This window comes from Pseudonocardia sp. MH-G8 (assembly GCF_002262885.1).
GTDB lineage: Bacteria > Actinomycetota > Actinomycetes > Mycobacteriales > Pseudonocardiaceae > Pseudonocardia.
Window position 1 is genome coordinate 91,296 of the sequence record NZ_NKYF01000018.1, and the last position, 16,798, is coordinate 108,093.

The 16,798-nt window shown below is 73.2% G+C and carries 13 protein-coding genes; 2 read left to right on the forward strand and 11 right to left on the reverse strand.

The window, feature by feature from the left end; translation table 11 throughout:
- Window positions 1-228 precede the first annotated feature (228 nt).
- The 4 genes from CFP66_RS30955 to CFP66_RS30970 form a co-directional block, all read right to left on the reverse strand.
- On the reverse strand, window positions 229-1,467 hold the full coding sequence (locus CFP66_RS30955; RefSeq protein ID WP_233159858.1) for a MinD/ParA family protein: 1,239 nt from the start codon (window positions 1,465-1,467) through the stop codon (window positions 229-231).
- A gap of 90 nt (window positions 1,468-1,557) precedes the next feature.
- On the reverse strand, window positions 1,558-1,992 hold the full coding sequence (locus tag CFP66_RS30960; protein WP_143517428.1) for a hypothetical protein: 435 nt from the start codon (window positions 1,990-1,992) through the stop codon (window positions 1,558-1,560).
- Window positions 1,993-2,012: 20 nt separating this feature from the next.
- On the reverse strand, window positions 2,013-3,095 hold the full coding sequence (locus tag CFP66_RS30965; RefSeq protein WP_233159859.1) for a MinD/ParA family protein: 1,083 nt from the start codon (window positions 3,093-3,095) through the stop codon (window positions 2,013-2,015).
- A gap of 232 nt (window positions 3,096-3,327) precedes the next feature.
- Window positions 3,328-4,035, reverse strand: coding sequence for a GntR family transcriptional regulator (locus tag CFP66_RS30970; protein WP_094928754.1), 708 nt, complete (start codon window positions 4,033-4,035; stop codon window positions 3,328-3,330).
- Window positions 4,036-4,464: 429 nt separating this feature from the next.
- On the opposite strand from CFP66_RS30970, the gene CFP66_RS30975 reads away from it, so the two are divergent.
- The gene (locus CFP66_RS30975; RefSeq protein WP_094928755.1) at window positions 4,465-6,777 is read left to right on the forward strand and encodes a hypothetical protein; all 2,313 of its coding nucleotides are present in this window, start codon (window positions 4,465-4,467) and stop codon (window positions 6,775-6,777) included.
- Between the two features lie 80 nt (window positions 6,778-6,857).
- Here the strand turns inward: CFP66_RS30975 and CFP66_RS30980 are convergent, their stop codons facing one another.
- The 6 genes from CFP66_RS30980 to CFP66_RS31005 form a co-directional block, all read right to left on the reverse strand.
- A complete protein-coding gene (locus tag CFP66_RS30980) occupies window positions 6,858-7,829 on the reverse strand; it encodes a MinD/ParA family protein (RefSeq protein WP_094928756.1) in 972 nt (323 codons plus the stop codon).
- A gap of 13 nt (window positions 7,830-7,842) precedes the next feature.
- On the reverse strand, window positions 7,843-8,694 hold the full coding sequence (locus CFP66_RS30985) for a MinD/ParA family protein (protein ID WP_094928757.1): 852 nt from the start codon (window positions 8,692-8,694) through the stop codon (window positions 7,843-7,845).
- Between the two features lie 291 nt (window positions 8,695-8,985).
- Window positions 8,986-9,735, reverse strand: coding sequence for a DivIVA domain-containing protein (locus tag CFP66_RS30990; RefSeq protein WP_094928758.1), 750 nt, complete (start codon window positions 9,733-9,735; stop codon window positions 8,986-8,988).
- 77 nt (window positions 9,736-9,812) lie between these two features.
- Window positions 9,813-10,298, reverse strand: coding sequence for a pantetheine-phosphate adenylyltransferase (gene coaD / locus CFP66_RS30995; RefSeq protein WP_094928759.1), 486 nt, complete (start codon window positions 10,296-10,298; stop codon window positions 9,813-9,815).
- A complete protein-coding gene (gene rsmD / locus CFP66_RS31000; protein ID WP_094928760.1) occupies window positions 10,295-10,861 on the reverse strand; it encodes a 16S rRNA (guanine(966)-N(2))-methyltransferase RsmD in 567 nt (188 codons plus the stop codon). The genes coaD and rsmD overlap by 4 nt, the downstream gene beginning before the upstream one ends.
- Window positions 10,862-10,940: 79 nt before the next feature.
- Window positions 10,941-14,318, reverse strand: a complete 3,378-nt coding sequence (locus tag CFP66_RS31005; protein WP_094928761.1) for a pyruvate carboxylase — start codon at window positions 14,316-14,318, stop codon at window positions 10,941-10,943.
- A gap of 181 nt (window positions 14,319-14,499) precedes the next feature.
- Between CFP66_RS31005 and CFP66_RS31010 the strand changes: the two genes are divergently transcribed.
- The gene (locus CFP66_RS31010; RefSeq protein WP_143517429.1) at window positions 14,500-15,396 is read left to right on the forward strand and encodes a hypothetical protein; all 897 of its coding nucleotides are present in this window, start codon (window positions 14,500-14,502) and stop codon (window positions 15,394-15,396) included.
- 584 nt (window positions 15,397-15,980) lie between these two features.
- On the opposite strand, the gene CFP66_RS31015 is transcribed toward CFP66_RS31010, so the two are convergent.
- Window positions 15,981-16,775, reverse strand: a complete 795-nt coding sequence (locus CFP66_RS31015) for an SAM-dependent methyltransferase (protein WP_094928763.1) — start codon at window positions 16,773-16,775, stop codon at window positions 15,981-15,983.
- Between the last annotated feature and the right edge of the window lie 23 nt (window positions 16,776-16,798).

Below are 16,798 nucleotides of genomic sequence, written 5' to 3' on the forward strand. Positions count from 1 at the left end.
TCACGTCTATCTGATCATGAAAAGGGCGTTCCGCGGAACGCGAGGCGGCCATGATCAGCGAGAGTGGTGCCAGAGCGGCGGATCTGCGGCTCTGGCACCACTCCTGGCGATCATGACCGCGAGCCGGCCCGCGAGACGCACGTCAGCGCGGCCGTGAGGGCCATGGCGTGCGGCTCACACCGCTCGCCGCCGGTGATCAGGGCCGGCGACCGTATGCGGGCCAAGCCTCTAGCCGGCCGGCGGCAGGGCCTCCACCCGGTGGCGCACCAGATCGGCGCCGACGCCCACCGGCGTGGCGTCGAACCGGTCTGCCAGGTGCGCGGCGAGCGCGCGGAACGCGTCGTGGGTGGCCGGGCGGATCCGGTCCAGCTCGATCCGGGCGCCGGTGGCGAGGTGGGGGTCGTAGGGCACCTCGACCACCGCGCGGCAGCGGTTCTCGAAGTGGCGCCGCACCCGCGCCGTGTCGACGTGTTTGCCGGCCCGATCGCAGGTCAGCACGAGGACGGCGTCGGCGACGCGGTCGGCGTGCCCCCGAACCGTCAACCAGTCGAGGGTCTTGGTCACCCGGCTCGCGCCGTCCGCGGTGGGCGACCCGACGACCACGAGGTTGTCCGCCAGGGCCAGCGTGCCGGCGATCGCCGAGTGCACGAGCCCGCTGCCCGAGTCGGTGATGACCACGTCGTAGAAGCGGCGCAGGACGGTGCACACCCGCTCGTACTCGTCGCGCTCGAACGCCGCGCTCATCGCCGGGTCCTGCTCGGAGGCCAACACCTGCAGCCGCCCGGCGAGGCTGGTGTAGCGGGCGACGTCGGCGAGGGAGCGCAGCGTCTCGATCTGGCCGACCATCTCCCGCACGGTCATCGACGCGTCGCCGGTGAGCCGGTCGGCGAGCGTGCCCGCGTTCGGGTTGGCGTCGACCGCGACGATGCGATCGCCCCGGTTCTCCGCGAGGACCAGGCCCACGCAGGCGGCCACGGTGGTCTTCCCCACGCCGCCGTTGATCGAGCTGACGGCGATCTGGTGCGCGCTGCCGAGCGGCCTCCGGATGCGCCGCACCTGCTCGCGGCGCGCGTGCTCGGCAGGCCCGACACCGGGGTTGAGCCGGCCGCCGGTAGCGGTGAAGAGCAGGCCGCGCCAGCCGTCGGTCGGCCGGTCGACGCGCCGCCGGACGATCGTTTCGGAGGTGAGGCCGTCCGCGTCCGGGCCACCCGCAGGCGCGGCCACCTCCGCCCGGCGAGGCGGCGCGGGGGCCCCGGAACCGGCCACGATGTCAACGGGCGCGGTGTCACCGAGCGCGGTGTCATCGGGCGCTGTGTCACCGGGCGCTGTGGGCGCCGGCGCCTCCTCGGTCCGCCGACGCCGACGCTGGGAGCGGCTGGGGCGCGGTGGCGCCCCACCGCGGTCCTCGGCCGACGGCGCACCGACCCCGTCGGCCTGCTCGTCGCTACCGCCCCCCGGGCCGCTCACCCGACCACCCCGTTCCCCGACCGTGGTTGTGCCTCGATGATCTCGCCGGGAGGCTACCGGGTGCCGGAACACCCGGAGGACCCCACGAGCTCAGCCGCTGGGCTCGACCTGGAACTCGGCCGCGCCCCCGTCGACGCTCCCGACCGAGATCTCGTACGGGCCCACCGCGGCGGCAGAGCCCGGCGCCACCGTGGCGGTGGCGCCGTCGGCGGAGAACGTCACGCCCGAGCCGTCGATCGACTCGATCGCGATCAGCGGGCCCGAACCGCAGGAGAAGGACGTCCGCCCGTTCGTCGTCACGGTGCGCCCGCCGGCTCCGGAACTGCTGATGGAGCCCGTCGAGGAGGCGCGGACCTCGCAACCCTGCGCCGACGGCTCGGAATCGGGTGCAGGCACGGCCCGAGAGGTCTGCGGGCCGGCGCCCGGGGTCGCTTCGCCGGGAACGGTGGTGGCGCAGGCCGAGGTCAGCAGCGCGGCCGCTGCGGCACCGGCGAGCAGGCGGGGCAACGCAGGCAAGATCTTCACAGTCGGCATGGTGCCGCCGATCACGCGCCGTGGCCAGGGCGGTCGTGATCGGTGCCGGTGGCGGCGCCCACGAAGTGGTCGGCGGCAGAATCACCGACAGCGGAATCGTCCGCAGCGAAATCGTCGACGGCGAAATCGTCGGCGACGAGCGCCGCGATCTCGAGGAACGCGTCCGCCGTGGCGGGGCGCAGGGCGTCGAGCTCGATCCGCCCGCCGGTGGCGAGGTGCGGATCGTGCGGCACCACGACCACCGCGCGGCAGCGCGCGGAGAAGTACCCGATGAGCAACTCGGTGTCGATCTCCTTGCTCGTCCGGTCGCGGGACAGGACCACCACCGCGCGCTCGACCACCCGCCCGTGGCCGTGCGCGACGAGCCAGTCCAGCGTCTTGGCGGCCCGGCTGGCACCGTCGACCGTGAGCGATCCGACGACCACGAGCCCGTTCGTGAGCGCCAGCGTGCCGTCCATCGCCGAATGCACCATGCCGGTGCCCGAGTCGGTGACGACGACGTTGTAGAACCGGGCGAGGACCGCGCACACCCGCTCGTACTCGGCCCGGTCGAACGCCTCGCTGCGGGCGGGGTCCTGCTCCGATGCGAGCACCTGGAGCCGGCCTGCGAGGGTGGTGTACCGCGCCACGTCGCTGAGCGAGGCCACGTCCTCGACCCCGTCGAGCAGGTCCCGGACGGTCGAATCGGTCTTCCCCGTGAGGCGGTCGGCGAGCGTGCCGGCATCGGGGTTGGCGTCGAGCGCGACGATCCGGTCGCCGCGGTGCTCGGCGAGCATCAGGCCCAACAGGGCCGTCACCGTCGTCTTCCCCACGCCACCCTTCATTGACACCACGGCGATCTGGCGCGGGCCGGGAAGCGGCCGGCGCACCCTCAGCGCCAGCTCCTGGCGACGGTGCTCGGCCGGCCCGATCCCCGGGTTGACCAGGCCACCGCTGAGCAGGTGGACGGCGCGGCGCCAGCCCGAACCCGGCCGGTCGGAGCGGCGCCGGACGATCGTGTACTCGCTCAGGGCCGAGGAGTCACCGATGTGCCCGGCGGCGGGGCGGGGCGACGCCGGAGCGGGCGGTGCCGCGGCCCGCGGTTGCGGTGGCACGGGCTGTGGGAGTGAGGGCTGCGGGGGTGGGGCGGGCGGCGGCACGGGAGGTGCGACGGGCTGCGGCGGCTCCGTCGCGGACGCCTCCGGGCCCGGGTCGCGCGAGTCCCCCGGTGCGAACGATCGCTTCGGCACGTCCCTCCCCCCTCACGGTGATCACGCGAGGACGGATCCTACGCAGAACGCCCCCCGCGGGGCGATGAGTGAGTGGCGCAGATCGGCCGCAGCGCACTCACCCGCCGGCTGTTGCCTGCATCTGCGCGTAGGCCGCCACGAGCTGTTCCTCCGCATCGTGCAGGTAGTCCTCGAGGTCCTCCGCCGCACCCGGACCGTCCCCGCCCTGCAGCCGGTGCAGGATCCCGCGGTTCCGCTCGAGGTAGGGCTCGTGGAAGCGCTGGGGGTCGGCCATGACGTGGAAGACGAGCCGGAGCTCGGCGAGGATGCCGCTCATCAGCTCGTCCGACCGCGGGCTCCCGGCCAGCGCCACGAGGGCCCGGTGGAACGAGATGTTGGCCGTACCGAGCGCCTGCCACTCGCTGCCGCGAAGGGCTTCCTCCCCGTCGGCGACGGCGGCGGCCACTGCGGGCAGACCCGGGTGCGGGCCGGCGACGGTGCGGACGACGCCGCACTCGACGATCCGGCGCACCCGGTACAGATCGACGACGTCGTCGACGGTGAGCGTGCGGACGAACATGCCGCGGTTGAGCTCATGGGTGAGCAGTCGCTCGTGCGACAGCAACCGGAACGCCTCCCGCAGCGTGTTCCGGGAGACCCCGAGCGCCGTGCCGATGCCGTCCTCGGCCAGCCGGGTGCCCGGCGGGAACCAGCCCTCGATGATCCGGCTGCGCAGGATGCCGGCGACCCGCTCCGCGGTGCTCGTCCGCGAGAGGAGGGCGCGGTCCGCCACCAGGCCGTGGATGGCAGGCCCGTCGGTGGTCACGTCGCCTCCCCGCCTCGACAGATGTTCGACTGAAGGATCGTACAACGATCGAACGCGGTGCTCCGGCGACACCTGCGCGCGATGTCCGGTTCATCCGGAATCTCACCGCCCACTACTCACCGTGTGCCACGTCGCCCTCACGGGGAGCACACGCGCGCCACGCGCCCCCTTGGAGATCGAACCGCCATCGATCTGGCAGGAGGACGGCAGTAGGCTGCTGCACAATCGAGTGACGGTCTGCTGGAACGCGAGGACGGAGGCAGCAGCGTGGTGGAGCACGGTCACCTCGCCGCGACGTCCGATTCGGGTCCTCCGGCACACGGATCGTCGTTCGACGGGGCCGGTCCACAAGGTGGGCCGGCTCTCGCCGTGTGGTGAGGCCCGCCGTGACGAGGAGACGGCGGCAGTGATCTGTCCTGGGGGGACGACATGACCGACGGGCCACAGCAGTGCGCCCTGCCCGGATGCACCGAGAACGTCGTGCAGCCGGACGACGGCGGCCCGCGCCGGTTGTACTGCTCGCCGGCGCACCGCGCCACGGCGCGCAAGATGCGCCACGCGGCTCGCGCGGAGACCGAGGCCGCCGCACCCGACACCACCGCAGCACCCGAACCGCTCGCCGTTCCCCGGGATCCGGAGCCCGCCCCAGCGGCGGCCCTGAGCGATCCGCCGGAACGCGAGTGGAGCCCCGCTGCGTCCTGGACGATCTCCGAGACCCCGCTCCCGCCGGTCCACGCCGGGCGCACCGTACGGACGATCACCTCGAAGCGGGTGAAGAAGGCCAAGCCGAGCCGCACCATGGCGGAGCGCAAGGCGGCCGCCACCTCCATGCGGCGCCGCGCCGTGGCGAGCGTCGCCGTCGCGAGCCTGGTGGCGGGTGGCACCAGCTACTACGTCACCGAGAACCTCCAGACCACCCCCACCGTCGTCCCGCCGCCGCAAGCCGCGCCGGAGCCCGCCGTCGAGGCCGACGTGTGGGCGAGCCAGGCCGAGGTCGTCCTCGCGTCGATCAACAGCCAGCTGGACACGGTCACCCAGACGGAAGCCAGCTGGCAGCAGGCGCCCGTGGCGGACCCGAACCAGCCTCACGAAGCGGTGCAGGCGCTGCGCGACCGCAAGGCCCAGCTCGAGCAGCAGCGCGCCACGCTCGCCTCGCAGCTCGCCGCGCTGCGCACCTTGCCGGAGCTCAACAGCGAGCTCGCCGCGGCGCAGGTCCAGCTGGACGCGGTCGAGCAGACGCTCGCCGAGAACGAGGCCGCCACCGCCTCTGCCGACCACGCCGAAGCGGTCCGGCAGCTCGAGCAGCAGCGCGAGGAGCACCGCAAGCAGCGCGACCGCACCATCGAGGCGATCGACGAGGCGCGCTCCGGCGTCGAGGAGGCCCTGCGCCGCCCGCTGCGTGACGAGGCCGACCGCACCCGGCCGATCGTCCAACGCGTCAACGCGCTCATGGGCAAGGACTCCGACGAGGATTCCACCGAGGACGGCAGCGAGGACTCCGGCCAGGACGGCAGCGACGACGCCGACCAGGGCGGCAGCGAGGACGGAGCCAAGGCCTCCGGCGCCGCCGGATCGGAGCCCGCCGGCAACGAGCACGGCGACACCGGCGGCACCCCGTCAGGGGACGGCAGCACGGCGGGCAGCGGTGGCGGCAGCGCGCCCTCGGCCTCGGACCGCCCGGACTTGTCCGTGCTGGCCGGCGGGGACAACGGCTCGGCGTCCGACGGGAGCGGGTCGCAGGAGCGCGGATCGGAGTCGCGCTCCGGCGACGACGAGAGCGAAGGACCGGTGCGGGGGATCACGGCTGCACTGTCCGACAGCGTGGACGGTGTCCTGCCCGGCCGCGACGAGGACTCGGATTCCGAGCGCTCCGGCCGCGACGACGACCGCAGCGATCGTTGGGGCGGCGAGCGGGGCGACGACGACGACCGCGGCAACAGCCGCGACGACGACCGCGACGACGACGACCGCGAGTGGGGCGATCACCGCAACGATCGCGACGACGACGGGGACGACGGGGACGACGACGACCGAGGCTCGGTCAGCGACGTCGTCCGCGGAGTCGCCGGCGGCCTGCTGGGTGACTCGGACGACGACCGGGACGAGGACCGCGACCGCGACGAAGACGGCGACCGCGACGAGGACGGCGACCGCGACGAGGACGGCGACGAGGACGGCGACCGCCACAGCGACCGCGGGGACGACGACGGTGACGGGGACTACGACGGGGACGACGACTCCGCCTCCGAACACCGCAACCGCCCCATCGGCAAGGCCGAGCGCAACCGCTGGAACGACTCCGATGAGCGCTCGCAGGACCGCGACGAGGACCGCGCAGACCGCGACAGCAGCGACGACGACGACAACGACCGCGGCGACCGCGCGGATCGCGACGACGACGATCGCAAGCGCCCGAGCGGCAAGGCCGAGCGCGAGCGCAAGCGCTCCGAGGACCGCGATCGCGGCGAGGACTCGAACAAGGAGAGCTCGGAGAAGGAGGAGTCGGACAAGAAGGACTCCGACGACTCGGACTCGGACAAGAAGGACTCCGACTCCGACAAGGACTCGGACGACAAGGACTCGGACGACAAGGACGACTCCGACGACAAGTCCGAGAAGGACTCCGATTCGGATGACTCCGATTCCGATGACTCCGACGACTCCGATTCGGATGACTCCGACTCCGACGACTCGGATTCGGGCGACTCGGATTCGGGCGACTCGGGCGACTCCGACGACTGATCTTCCCAGCGACACCTCGGGCCCTGCCGCGATCCTGCGGCAGGGCCCGAGGCCGTTGCGTGGGTCGACCCACGGTGGTGTCAGCCCGTGCTCGGCGCCTGCCGTGTCGGTGACGCGACCGGCCGCCCACCGAAGCCGTCGGCGAGGAGGGCGGCGAGGGCCACGAAGGCGTCCACGGTGGCGGGCCGCATCCGGTCGAGTTCGATGAAGCCGCCGGTGGCGAGGTGGGGGTCGTGGGGCACCTCGACCACAGCCCGGCAACGGGCTTCGAAGTGCTCGCGCACGCGTGCGGAATCGACCTCGGTGCTGGTGCGGTCGCAGGACAGCACGACCACCGCGTGCGCGACCTGGGCTGCGTGGCCGTGCGCGATGAGCCAGTCGAGGGTCTTGCTGGCCCTGCTGGCGCCGTCGACCGTCGGGGCACCGACCACGACGAGGCTGTCGGCGAGCGCCAGCGTCCCCTCCATCGCGGAGTGCACCAGTCCGGTGCCGGAGTCGGTGATCACGATGTTGTAGAAGCGGGCGAGCACAGCGCACACGCGCTCGTACTCTTCCCGGTTGAAGGCCTCGCTCATCGCGGGGTCCTGCTCGGACGCCAGCACCTGGAGGCGTCCGGCCAGGCTGGTGTAGCGGGCGACCTCGGCGAGGGTGCGAGCGGACCCGATGTTCTCCAGCATGTGCCGCACGGTCACCGAGGTGTCGCCGGTGAGCCGGTCGGCGAGCGTGCCCGCGTCCGGGTTGGCGTCGAGGGCGATGATCCGGTCCCCCCGGTGCTCGGCCAGCACCAGCCCGAGGCACGCCGACACCGTGGTCTTGCCCACCCCGCCCTTGATCGAGCTGACGGCGATCTGGTGCGTGCCCGGCAGCGCGCGGGCGATGCGCCGCAGCCGGTCGCGGCGCTCCCGCTCGGCCTCGCCCAGGCCGGGGTTCAGCAGCCCGCCGCTCGCCTTGTACAGCGCACCGCGCCAGCCGCGCTCGGGGCGCTCGCCGCGGAAGCGGACGATCGCGTCCTCGCTGAGCTCGTCGGGCCGCCCCAGGTCGTGCCCGCTCACGCTGCCTCCTCGCTCACGTGACGAAGCGGTCGGCCATGAGCGCCGAGAGTTCGTAGGCGGCGTCGCGGGTGGCGGGCCGGAGGTGGGCGAGCTCGACCCGCCCGCCGGTGGCCAGGTGCGGGTCGTGCGGGATCTCGACGACGGCACGGCTGCGGGCCTCGAAGTGCTTGCGGATCCGGTCCTGGTCGACCTCCGCGCTCGTGCGGTCGCAGGACAGCACGACGATGGCCTCCGTGGCGAGCGCGGAGTGCCCGTGCGCGAGCAGCCAGTCGAGCGTCTTGCTCGCGCGGCCCGCGCCGTCCACGGTGGGAGCGCCGACGACGATCAGGCTGTCGGCCAGCTTGAGCGTGCCCTCCATGGCCGAGTGCACGAGCCCGGTGCCGGAGTCGGTGATGATGATGTTGAAGAAGCGGTCGAGGAGCGCGCAGATGTGCTGGTACTCCTCGCGGCTGAACGCCTCGCTGGACGCCGGGTCCTGCTCCGAGGCGAGGACCTGCAGCCGCCCGGCGAGGCTCGTGTAGCGCGACACCTCGGTCCAGGAGTGGATCCGGTCGAGGTCGCGCAGCAGCTCGCGGACCGTCACCGACGACTCACCGGTGAGCCGGTCGGCGAGGGTGCCGGCGTCGGGGTTGGCGTCGAGCACGATCACGCGGTCGCCGCGGTTCTCCGCCATCACGAGCCCGAGCAGGGTGGACACCGTGGTCTTGCCGACCCCGCCCTTGATCGAGCTGACGGCGATGCGGTGCGACTGCACCAGCGGCCTGCGGATCCGGTGCACCACATCGCGCCAGTGCACCTCGGCGGCGCTCGGTCCCGGGTTCACCAGCCCTCCGGTGGCCCGGAGCACGGCCCGACGCCATCCCATGGACGGCTCGTCGGGCCGGGCCCGCAGGATCGCGTCGGCGTCCAGCGCCGTAGCGGTCGTCGCGTCGTCCTCACGTGGAGGACCGAGCGGAGAAACGGGCCCCTGCGAACTCACTGCACCCCCTGGCTGTTGCGGCACTTCCGGCACCGGATCGGTGTGCCGCAGCGGTTCCAACCGATGGCCGTACCGCTCCCACCAGATCGAGGGGTCCGGTTCGACCCGACGGCGCACCACGGGGTGACCCTATCGTCCCGACGGGGTGATTTCGCCAGCCCTGTGATCCAGAGCGGATCAGTCGATGAGATCCATCCCGGTGCCCGACCGGCCGTTCATCGCGGGGCCGGGCTGCGCGCCGTTCTGCGGCCCGCCGCGCCACAAGTTGCTCCGCCCACGCGACACGGTGCGGAGCGCTTTCGTGAGGCTGTCCTCGAATTCGGCGAGCTTCGCGTCGACGTAGCCGTCGCACTCGTGACGCAGACGCTCCGCCTCGCCTTCCGCCGCGTCCACGATGCGCATGGCCTCGGCGTGCGCTGCGCGCGCCACCTCGCTCTGGGCCACCAGCCGAGCCTGTTCGGCCTGACCGTCGGCCACGAACCGGTCGTGGGCGGCCCGGCCGGCGTGCGCGATCCGGTCGGCCTCCGCCTGGGCGCGGTCGGTGAGCTCCGCGTACTGACGGCGCCCTTCCCCCACCGCGCGCTCGGCCTCGTGCCGGGCGTGGGCCACCGTCTGCTCGGCCTCCGCCCGCGCCTCCGCGACCAGCCGCTCCGCCTCGGCCTGCGCGTCGGCCACCAACTGCTGGGCCTCGGCCTGCGCGCCGGTGCGGGTCTGCTCGGCCTCCGCCGTGGCGTCGTCGATCAGCTCGTCGCGCCGGTCGAGGACGTCCTGGGCGTCGTCCACCTCGCCCGGGAGCGCCTCGCGGACGTCGTCGAGCAGGTCGAGCACGTCACCGCGCGGAACCACGCAGTTCGAGGTCATCGGGACGCCCCGAGCCTCCTCGACGACCGTGACCAGCGCGTCGAGCGATTCGAAGACCCGGTACACGCTGGGCATCCTCTCATCGCGATGAGGCGCGGCCCCGCATTGACCGGCGTCCGCGTGTCAAGTTCCGAACGGGTGACTCATGTTTGGCGTTCGGCGATCCGTTCCTGCAACCGGCCGTACACGCTCTCGGGAAGCAGGTGCGCGACGTCGCCGCCGTACGTCGCGACCTCCTTGACCAGCGAGCTGGAGACGAAGCTGTACTCCGGGTTCGTGGACATGAACAGCGTGTCCACCCCGGCGAGTCTCCGATTCATCTGCGCCATCTGGAGCTCGTAGTCGAAGTCGCTGACCGCCCGCAGGCCCTTGACGATGGCCTGGATGGCGTGGTCGCGGCAGTAGTCGACGAGCAGGCCGTGGAACGAGTCGACCCGGACGTTCGGGTACGGCGCGGCGACCTCGGCGAGCATCGCGATGCGCTCCTCCACGGTGAACATGCCGGTCTTCTTCTTGTTCACCAGCACCGCGACGACGACCTCGTCGAACAGGGCAGCGGTGCGCCCGATGACGTCGAGGTGCCCGCTGGTGGGCGGGTCGAACGATCCAGGACAGACTGCGCGCCTCACAGCCCGGGACCGTACCGGAGCGCGACGTGCAAGGTCGTCTCCCCGTAGCGACGCTCACGCACCGGGCGCAGTGGCGCGGGCCACGGGAACGGCCCGTCGCGCCCCGCCCGCTCGACGACCACGGTGGCGTCCTCGGCCAGCCACCCGTGCTCTTCCGCGCTGCCCAGCCACCCGGCCACCTCCGCGGCGGGCACGTCGTAGGGCGGGTCGACGAGCACCACGTCGTACGCGCGCTCGGCGGGGGCGGCGAGCACCGTCGCCGCCGGGGCCACGCGGACGACGGCGCCGGGCACGCCGAGCGCGTCGACGTTGCGGCGCAGCACGCCGGCCGCCCGCCGGTCCGACTCGACGAACAGCGCGTGCGCCGCCCCCCGCGACAGCGCCTCCAGCCCCAACGCCCCGGACCCCGCGCACAGATCGAGCACGGCGGCGCCGGAAAGCCCCGGATCGGCGGCGAGAGCGGAGAAGAGGGCCTCCCGCACCCGATCGGAGGTAGGCCGAGTACCCCGAGGCGGAACGGCGATCCGCCGCCCCCCGGCGACGCCGGCGATGATCCGGGTCACACCCCGACTCCACCGCAGCGAACGGCACTTTCGTCGCTTCCTAGCCGACGAGAGTGCCGTTCGTTGCGTGGCGGCGTGTTCACTCCAGGACCAGGAGCAGGTCGCCGCCCTCGACCTGCTGCACCTTCCCGATCGCTCGCCGCCCGACCGTGCCAGCCCGGTGCGCGGTGATCGAGGCCTCCATCTTCATCGCCTCGATCGTGGCGACCGTCTGGCCGTCGTCCACCTGGTCACCCTCGTCGACCTGCAGCGTGACGACCCCGGCGAACGGGGCGGCGACGTGGCGCGAGTCGGACCGGTCGGCCTTCTCCGCGGCCTTCACGTCGCTGGCGATCGAGTGGTCGCGCACCGACAGCGGGCGCAGCTGGCCGTTGAGGGTGGCGAGCACCGTGCGGTACCCGCGCTCGTCCGGCTCCGAGATCGCCTCGAGCTCGATGATCAGCGTGACGCCCGGCTCGAGCTCGGCGGTGTGCTCGAGCTCGGGCTCCAGCCCGTAGAGGAAGTCCTTGGTCGACAGCACCGAGGTGTTGCCGTAGGACTCCTGGTGCGCGAGGTACTCCCGGGTCGGGCCGGGGAACAGCAGCCGGTTCAGCGTGGCCCGGGGGTCGTCGCGCAGGCCGGCCCGGTCCTCGTCGGTCAGGTCGGCGTCCTCCGCGCGCGGCGGGCGGCCTTCCAGCGCGCGCGTGCGGAACGGCTCCGGCCAGCCGCCGGGCGGGTCGCCCAGCTCCCCGCGCAGGAACCCGATCACCGAGTCGGGCACGTCGAACTGGCCCGGGTCGGCCTCGAAGTCCTTGGCCTCCACGCCGGCGCCGACGAGGTGCAGCGCCAGGTCACCGACCACCTTGGACGACGGGGTCACCTTGACCAGGCGCCCGAGCATCCGGTCGGCGGCCGCGTAGCAGTCCTCGATCAGCTCGAACCGGTCGCCGAGCCCGAGCGCGATCGCCTGCTGGCGCAGGTTCGACAGCTGCCCGCCGGGGATCTCGTGGTGGTAGACGCGACCGGTCGGCGAGGGCAGCGCCGCCTCGAACGGCGCGTACACCTTGCGCACCGCCTCCCAGTACGGCTCCAGGTCACCGACGGCCTGCAGGGACAGGCCGGTGGCCCGCTCGGTGTGGTCGGTCGCTGCGACCAGCGCGGAGAGCGACGGCTGGCTCGTCGTGCCGGCCATCGACGCCACGGCGGCGTCCACCGCGTCCACCCCGGCGTCGATCGCGGCCACCAGAGTGGCCAGCTGCCCGCCCGCGGTGTCGTGGGTGTGCAGGTGCACCGGCAGGTCGAACCGCTCGCGCAGCGCCGTCACGAGCCTGCGCGCCGCGGGCGGGCGCAGCAGCCCGGCCATGTCCTTGATCGCCAGCACGTGCGCCCCGGCCTCGACGCTCTGCTCGGCGAGGCGCAGGTAGTAGTCGAGGGTGTAGAGCTCCTCGGCCGGGTCGGAGAGGTCGGCGGTGTAGCAGAGGCACACCTCCGCGACCGCCGTGCCGGTGGCGCGCACCGCCTCGATCGCCGGGCGCATCTGCTCGATGTCGTTGAGCGCGTCGAAGATCCGGAAGATGTCCATCCCGGTGCGCGCCGCCTCCTGCACGAAGGCGTCGGTCACCTCCACCGGGTAGGGCGTGTAGCCCACGGTGTTGCGCCCGCGCAGCAGCATCTGCGTGCAGATGTTCGGGGCCGCCTCGCTGAGCGCGGCCAGCCGCTCCCACGGGTCCTCGGCCAGGAACCGCAGCGCCACGTCGTAGGTGGCCCCGCCCCAGCACTCCAGGCTGAGCAACTCGGGCGTGGTCCGGGCGACGTGCGGTGCGACGGCCAGCAGGTCACGGGTGCGCACCCGCGTGGCCAGCAGCGACTGGTGCGCGTCGCGGAAGGTCGTATCGGTGACCGCCACCGCCGTCTGCTCCCGCAACCGGCGCGCGAAGCCCTCCGGGCCGAGCTCGCGCAGCAGCTGGCGCGACCCGTCCGGCGCCGCGGCGTCCAGATCGCAGCGGGGCAGCTTGTCCACGGGCTCGACGACGTTGCGGCGCTTGCCGTTCGGCGTGTTGACGGTGGTCTCGGCCAGGTAGGTGAGCACGCGGGTGCCGCGGTCGGCGGGCTGGCGCGCGGTGAACAGCTGCGGGCGCTCCTCGATGAAGCTCGTGGTGACGCGCCCGTCCGCGAAGTCCGGGTCGTCGAGCACCGCGGCGAGGAACGGCAGGTTGGTGGACACGCCCCGGATCCGGAACTCCGCGATCGCCCGCCGCGCCCGGCGCACCGCGTTGGGGAAGTCGTGCCCGTAGCAGGTGAGCTTCACCAGCATCGAGTCGAAGTGGGCGCTGACCTCGGCGCCCATGTGGGTCGTGCCGCCGTCGAGCCGCACGCCCGGCCCGCCCGGCGAGCGGTAGGCGCTGATCGTGCCGGTGTCGGGGCGGAAGCCGTTCTGCGGATCCTCGGTGGTCACGCGGCACTGCAGCGCCGCGCCGGACAGCGTGATCTGGTCCTGGGTGAGCCGCAGCTGCGGCAGCGTCATCCCGGACGCGATGCGCAGCTGGGCGATCACGAGGTCCCGGTCGGTGACCTGTTCGGTGACCGTGTGCTCCACCTGGATGCGCGGGTTCATCTCGATGAACACGTGGTTGCCGCGCTCGTCGAGCAGGAACTCGACGGTGCCGGCGTTGCGGTAGCCGATGTGGCGCGCGAACGCCACGGCGTCGTTGCAGATCCGCTCCCGCAGCTCGGGATCGAGGTTGGGGGCCGGTGCGATCTCGACGACCTTCTGGTGGCGCCGCTGCACCGAGCAGTCCCGCTCGTAGAGGTGCGACACGTTGCCCTCGGCGTCGGCCAGGATCTGCACCTCGATGTGGCGCGGGTTCACCACGGCCTGCTCGAGGAACACCGTGGCGTCACCGAACGCCGACTCGGCCTCCCGCATCGCGGCCTCGACCGCGTCGCGCAGCGCGCCGGGCTCCTGGACGCGGCGCATCCCGCGCCCGCCACCACCGGCCACCGCCTTCACGAAGATCGGGAAGCCGACGTCGTCGGCCGCGGCCAGCAGCGTCTCCACGTCGTCGGAGGGCTCCGACGAGGCCAGCACGGCCACACCCGCATCCCGGGCGGCGGCGACCGCGCGGGCCTTGTTGCCCGTCAGGTGCAGCACGTCGGTGGGCGGGCCGACGAAGGTGATGCCCTCGCGCTCGCACGCCTCGGCGAGGTCGGGGTTCTCCGACAGGAACCCGTAGCCGGGATAGATCGCGTCCGCACCGGCCTTCTTCGCGGCCTTGACGACCTCCTCGACGGAGAGGTAGGCCCGCACGGGGTGGCCGGGCTCGCCGATCTGGTACGACTCGTCGGCCTTCGCCCGGTGCAGCGAGTTGCGGTCCTCGTGCGGGAAGACCGCCACCGTCGATACGCCCAGCTCATAGGCGGCGCGGAACGCCCGGATGGCGATCTCTCCGCGGTTCGCGACCAGCACCTTGCGGAACATCGAGCTCCCTCCCTGTGGACCGGTGCCCCGGTCGAGGCGAGCAAACCGTACCTGCGGCACTCGTTCGGACCCGTGCGAAGAACGCCACGTTTCCGGTAACAAGGAGTTGTGCGAGACGCTACGGCGCCGCGTGCGCACGGCGTGCGTGCCGGCCGCCGGACGAACCGAGGGGTGGCCCGCCATGCGTCCTGACCCACGGACGGCGCACGGCGCCGCGTTCACCCACGGCCGGCGCCTGCGCGAGATGGCCCAGCACCGCCGCTCGCACCGCGAGGCGCACCGTACCCGCGTCGAGGCCCACCGGGCCCGGATCGCCGCGCACCACGCCCGCCGTTTCGCAGGCCGCCGGCACCGCAGGCACTCACCCGGCTGGCTGTTGCTGGCCCTCCTGCTCGCCTCCGCGGCCGCAGGCACGGTCGCCCTGATCGTGGTCTCGATCTTCGCGGCGGCCGTGGCCGTCACCGCGATGGCGCTCCCGGCGCTGGTGGTGGGCGGCACCGCCATCGCGCTGGCCCGGCACGGCAGGCGCCGTGCCCTCGCGGCCGGCACCGCCCCCCTCCCGGCCCGCCCGGCCGCGCCACCCCGCCCGGAGGCCGTGTGGGCGCGGGCCCGGGACCGCTTCTCCGCCCTGCGCGCGGAGTACGCCGCGTTCGAGTGCGACCCGATGCAGGTGCTGCACCGCCCCGCGCTCGCCGACGTGTCGGTGCCCAGCACCGCGCGGTTCGTCGACGCGTTCGCCGAGGCCCAGGCCCTCGAGACCGACGCGTACCCGCCTGCCGAGCACGGCGCCTCGTTCGTGTCCGCCGTCGACCGCGCCGAACGCGCCTGGCGCGCCGGCGTGGAGGCCGCCGACCGCATCCGCCTCTCCGGCCTCTCCCCCGCCGAGCGCGGCGCCGTCGAGCGGGTGATCAAGCTGCTCACCACGGCCCGCGACTCCGACAACGACCCCGAGCGCCTCGCCGCCTACTCCCTCGCCCGCGCGGAGCTCACGAAGCTCGACCGCGCCGGCGTGGTGCACCTCCCCCGCATGGCCGCAGCCGCCCTGGACGAGGCCGCGCGCGGCGCACTGCCCGCCTGACCACGCCCGGCGCGCCACCACGCGCGAATCGCGCCCTCCCACCCGCGAGTCGCGCCCTCCCACCCGCGAATCGCGCTCCCCGCGGCGTGATCATCGATTCGGTGCGCCGGCGGCCAGATATTGCCGCGGATGCACCCGAACGGTGATCAGTACCGCGCCTCGGCCGCTCATGCGCTCCCCCGGCCCGGGCTCGCGGCGACACTCGCACGCCTAGGACGCGACTCGCGCACGTCCAGCGCGTGACGCGTGGGACGGCAGGAATGATGTGATTGCGGCCGCCCCCCGGCGCCTCATGCGCACGTCCACACCGCGACTCGCGGGTGGCAAGGCCGCGACTCGCGGCGGCCAAGGTGCGACTCGGGTGCAGGGGCGCGACTCGCCGACCATCAGCCTCTGCCTCGCAAGAGCCCAGCTCGCGAGCACCAGGACGCGACTCGCGGACGGCAGGACACGACTCGCGGCGGCCGCGGCGGCCGCTCGGAGCTGGCCGAGCTCGACCGCGCCGGCGTCGTGCACCTCCCCCACACGGCTGCGGCCGCGCTCGATGAGGCCGCGCGCGGCGCACTGCCGGCCTGACACCCCCCTCAGGGCTTGCGCGCCACCCCGCCGGTGGTCTCGCGCAAGGGCGCCACCTCGCCGATGTCCGTCGGTTCCGGCCGCCATTCCGTGACGGACACCAGGCCGGGTTCGACCATCTCCAACCCGGAGAAGTAGCCGCGGATGTGCTCCACGGGTTGCTGGATGTAGGGCACGCCCCCGGACTTCGCGTAGTTCTCGGCGAGCGTGTTGAGATCGGCGTTCGTGTCGTTGCCGTCCCACAGGGCCAGATAGCTGCCCGACGGCACCGCGTCCAGCACCCGCCCGACCACCGCGTGCGAGGCCTCGAAGCTCCTCGCGTGGCCGAGCACGCCCATGAACATGACCGCGACGGGCTGCGTGAAGTCGAGGATGCGCCGCGCGTGGTCGATGATCCGGTCCGGGTCGTGGTAGTCGGCCTCGACGTAGTCGGTGACGCCCTCGGACGTCGTGTTCCTGAGCAGCACCCGCGCGTGCGCCAGCACGATCGGGTCGCTGTCCACGTACGCGATCCGGGACTCCGGGGCGATCGCCTGGGCGATCTCGTGCGTGTTCTGCATCGTGGGCAGGCCCGTGCCGATGTCGAGGAACTGCCGGATGCCGGCGTCCTCGGCCAGGAACCGCACCACGCGGCTGAGGAACTGCCGCGACTGCTGGGCGAACGTGGCCATGTCGTAGAACTGCAATGCGGCCTCGGCCGCCATCCGGTCGGCCTGGTAGTTGTCCTTGCCGCCCAGCCAGTAGTTCCAGATGCGGGCCGCGCCCGGCACGCTGGTGTCGATGTCGCGGCTCTGCTCCGTCACGCCCTGCTCACTCCTTCGGGTGG

Bases quoted from the DNA above. Each gene is read 5' to 3' on its own strand.
- CFP66_RS31010 (WP_143517429.1), top strand. From the start codon at position 14,500: ATGCGTCCTGACCCACGGACGGCGCACGGCGCCGCGTTCACCCACGGC.
- CFP66_RS30985 (WP_094928757.1), bottom strand. From the start codon at position 8,694: ATGGGATGGCGTCGGGCCGTGCTCCGGGCCACCGGAGGGCTGGTGAAC.
- CFP66_RS30975 (WP_094928755.1), top strand. From the start codon at position 4,465: ATGACCGACGGGCCACAGCAGTGCGCCCTGCCCGGATGCACCGAGAAC.
- CFP66_RS31005 (WP_094928761.1), bottom strand. From the start codon at position 14,318: ATGTTCCGCAAGGTGCTGGTCGCGAACCGCGGAGAGATCGCCATCCGG.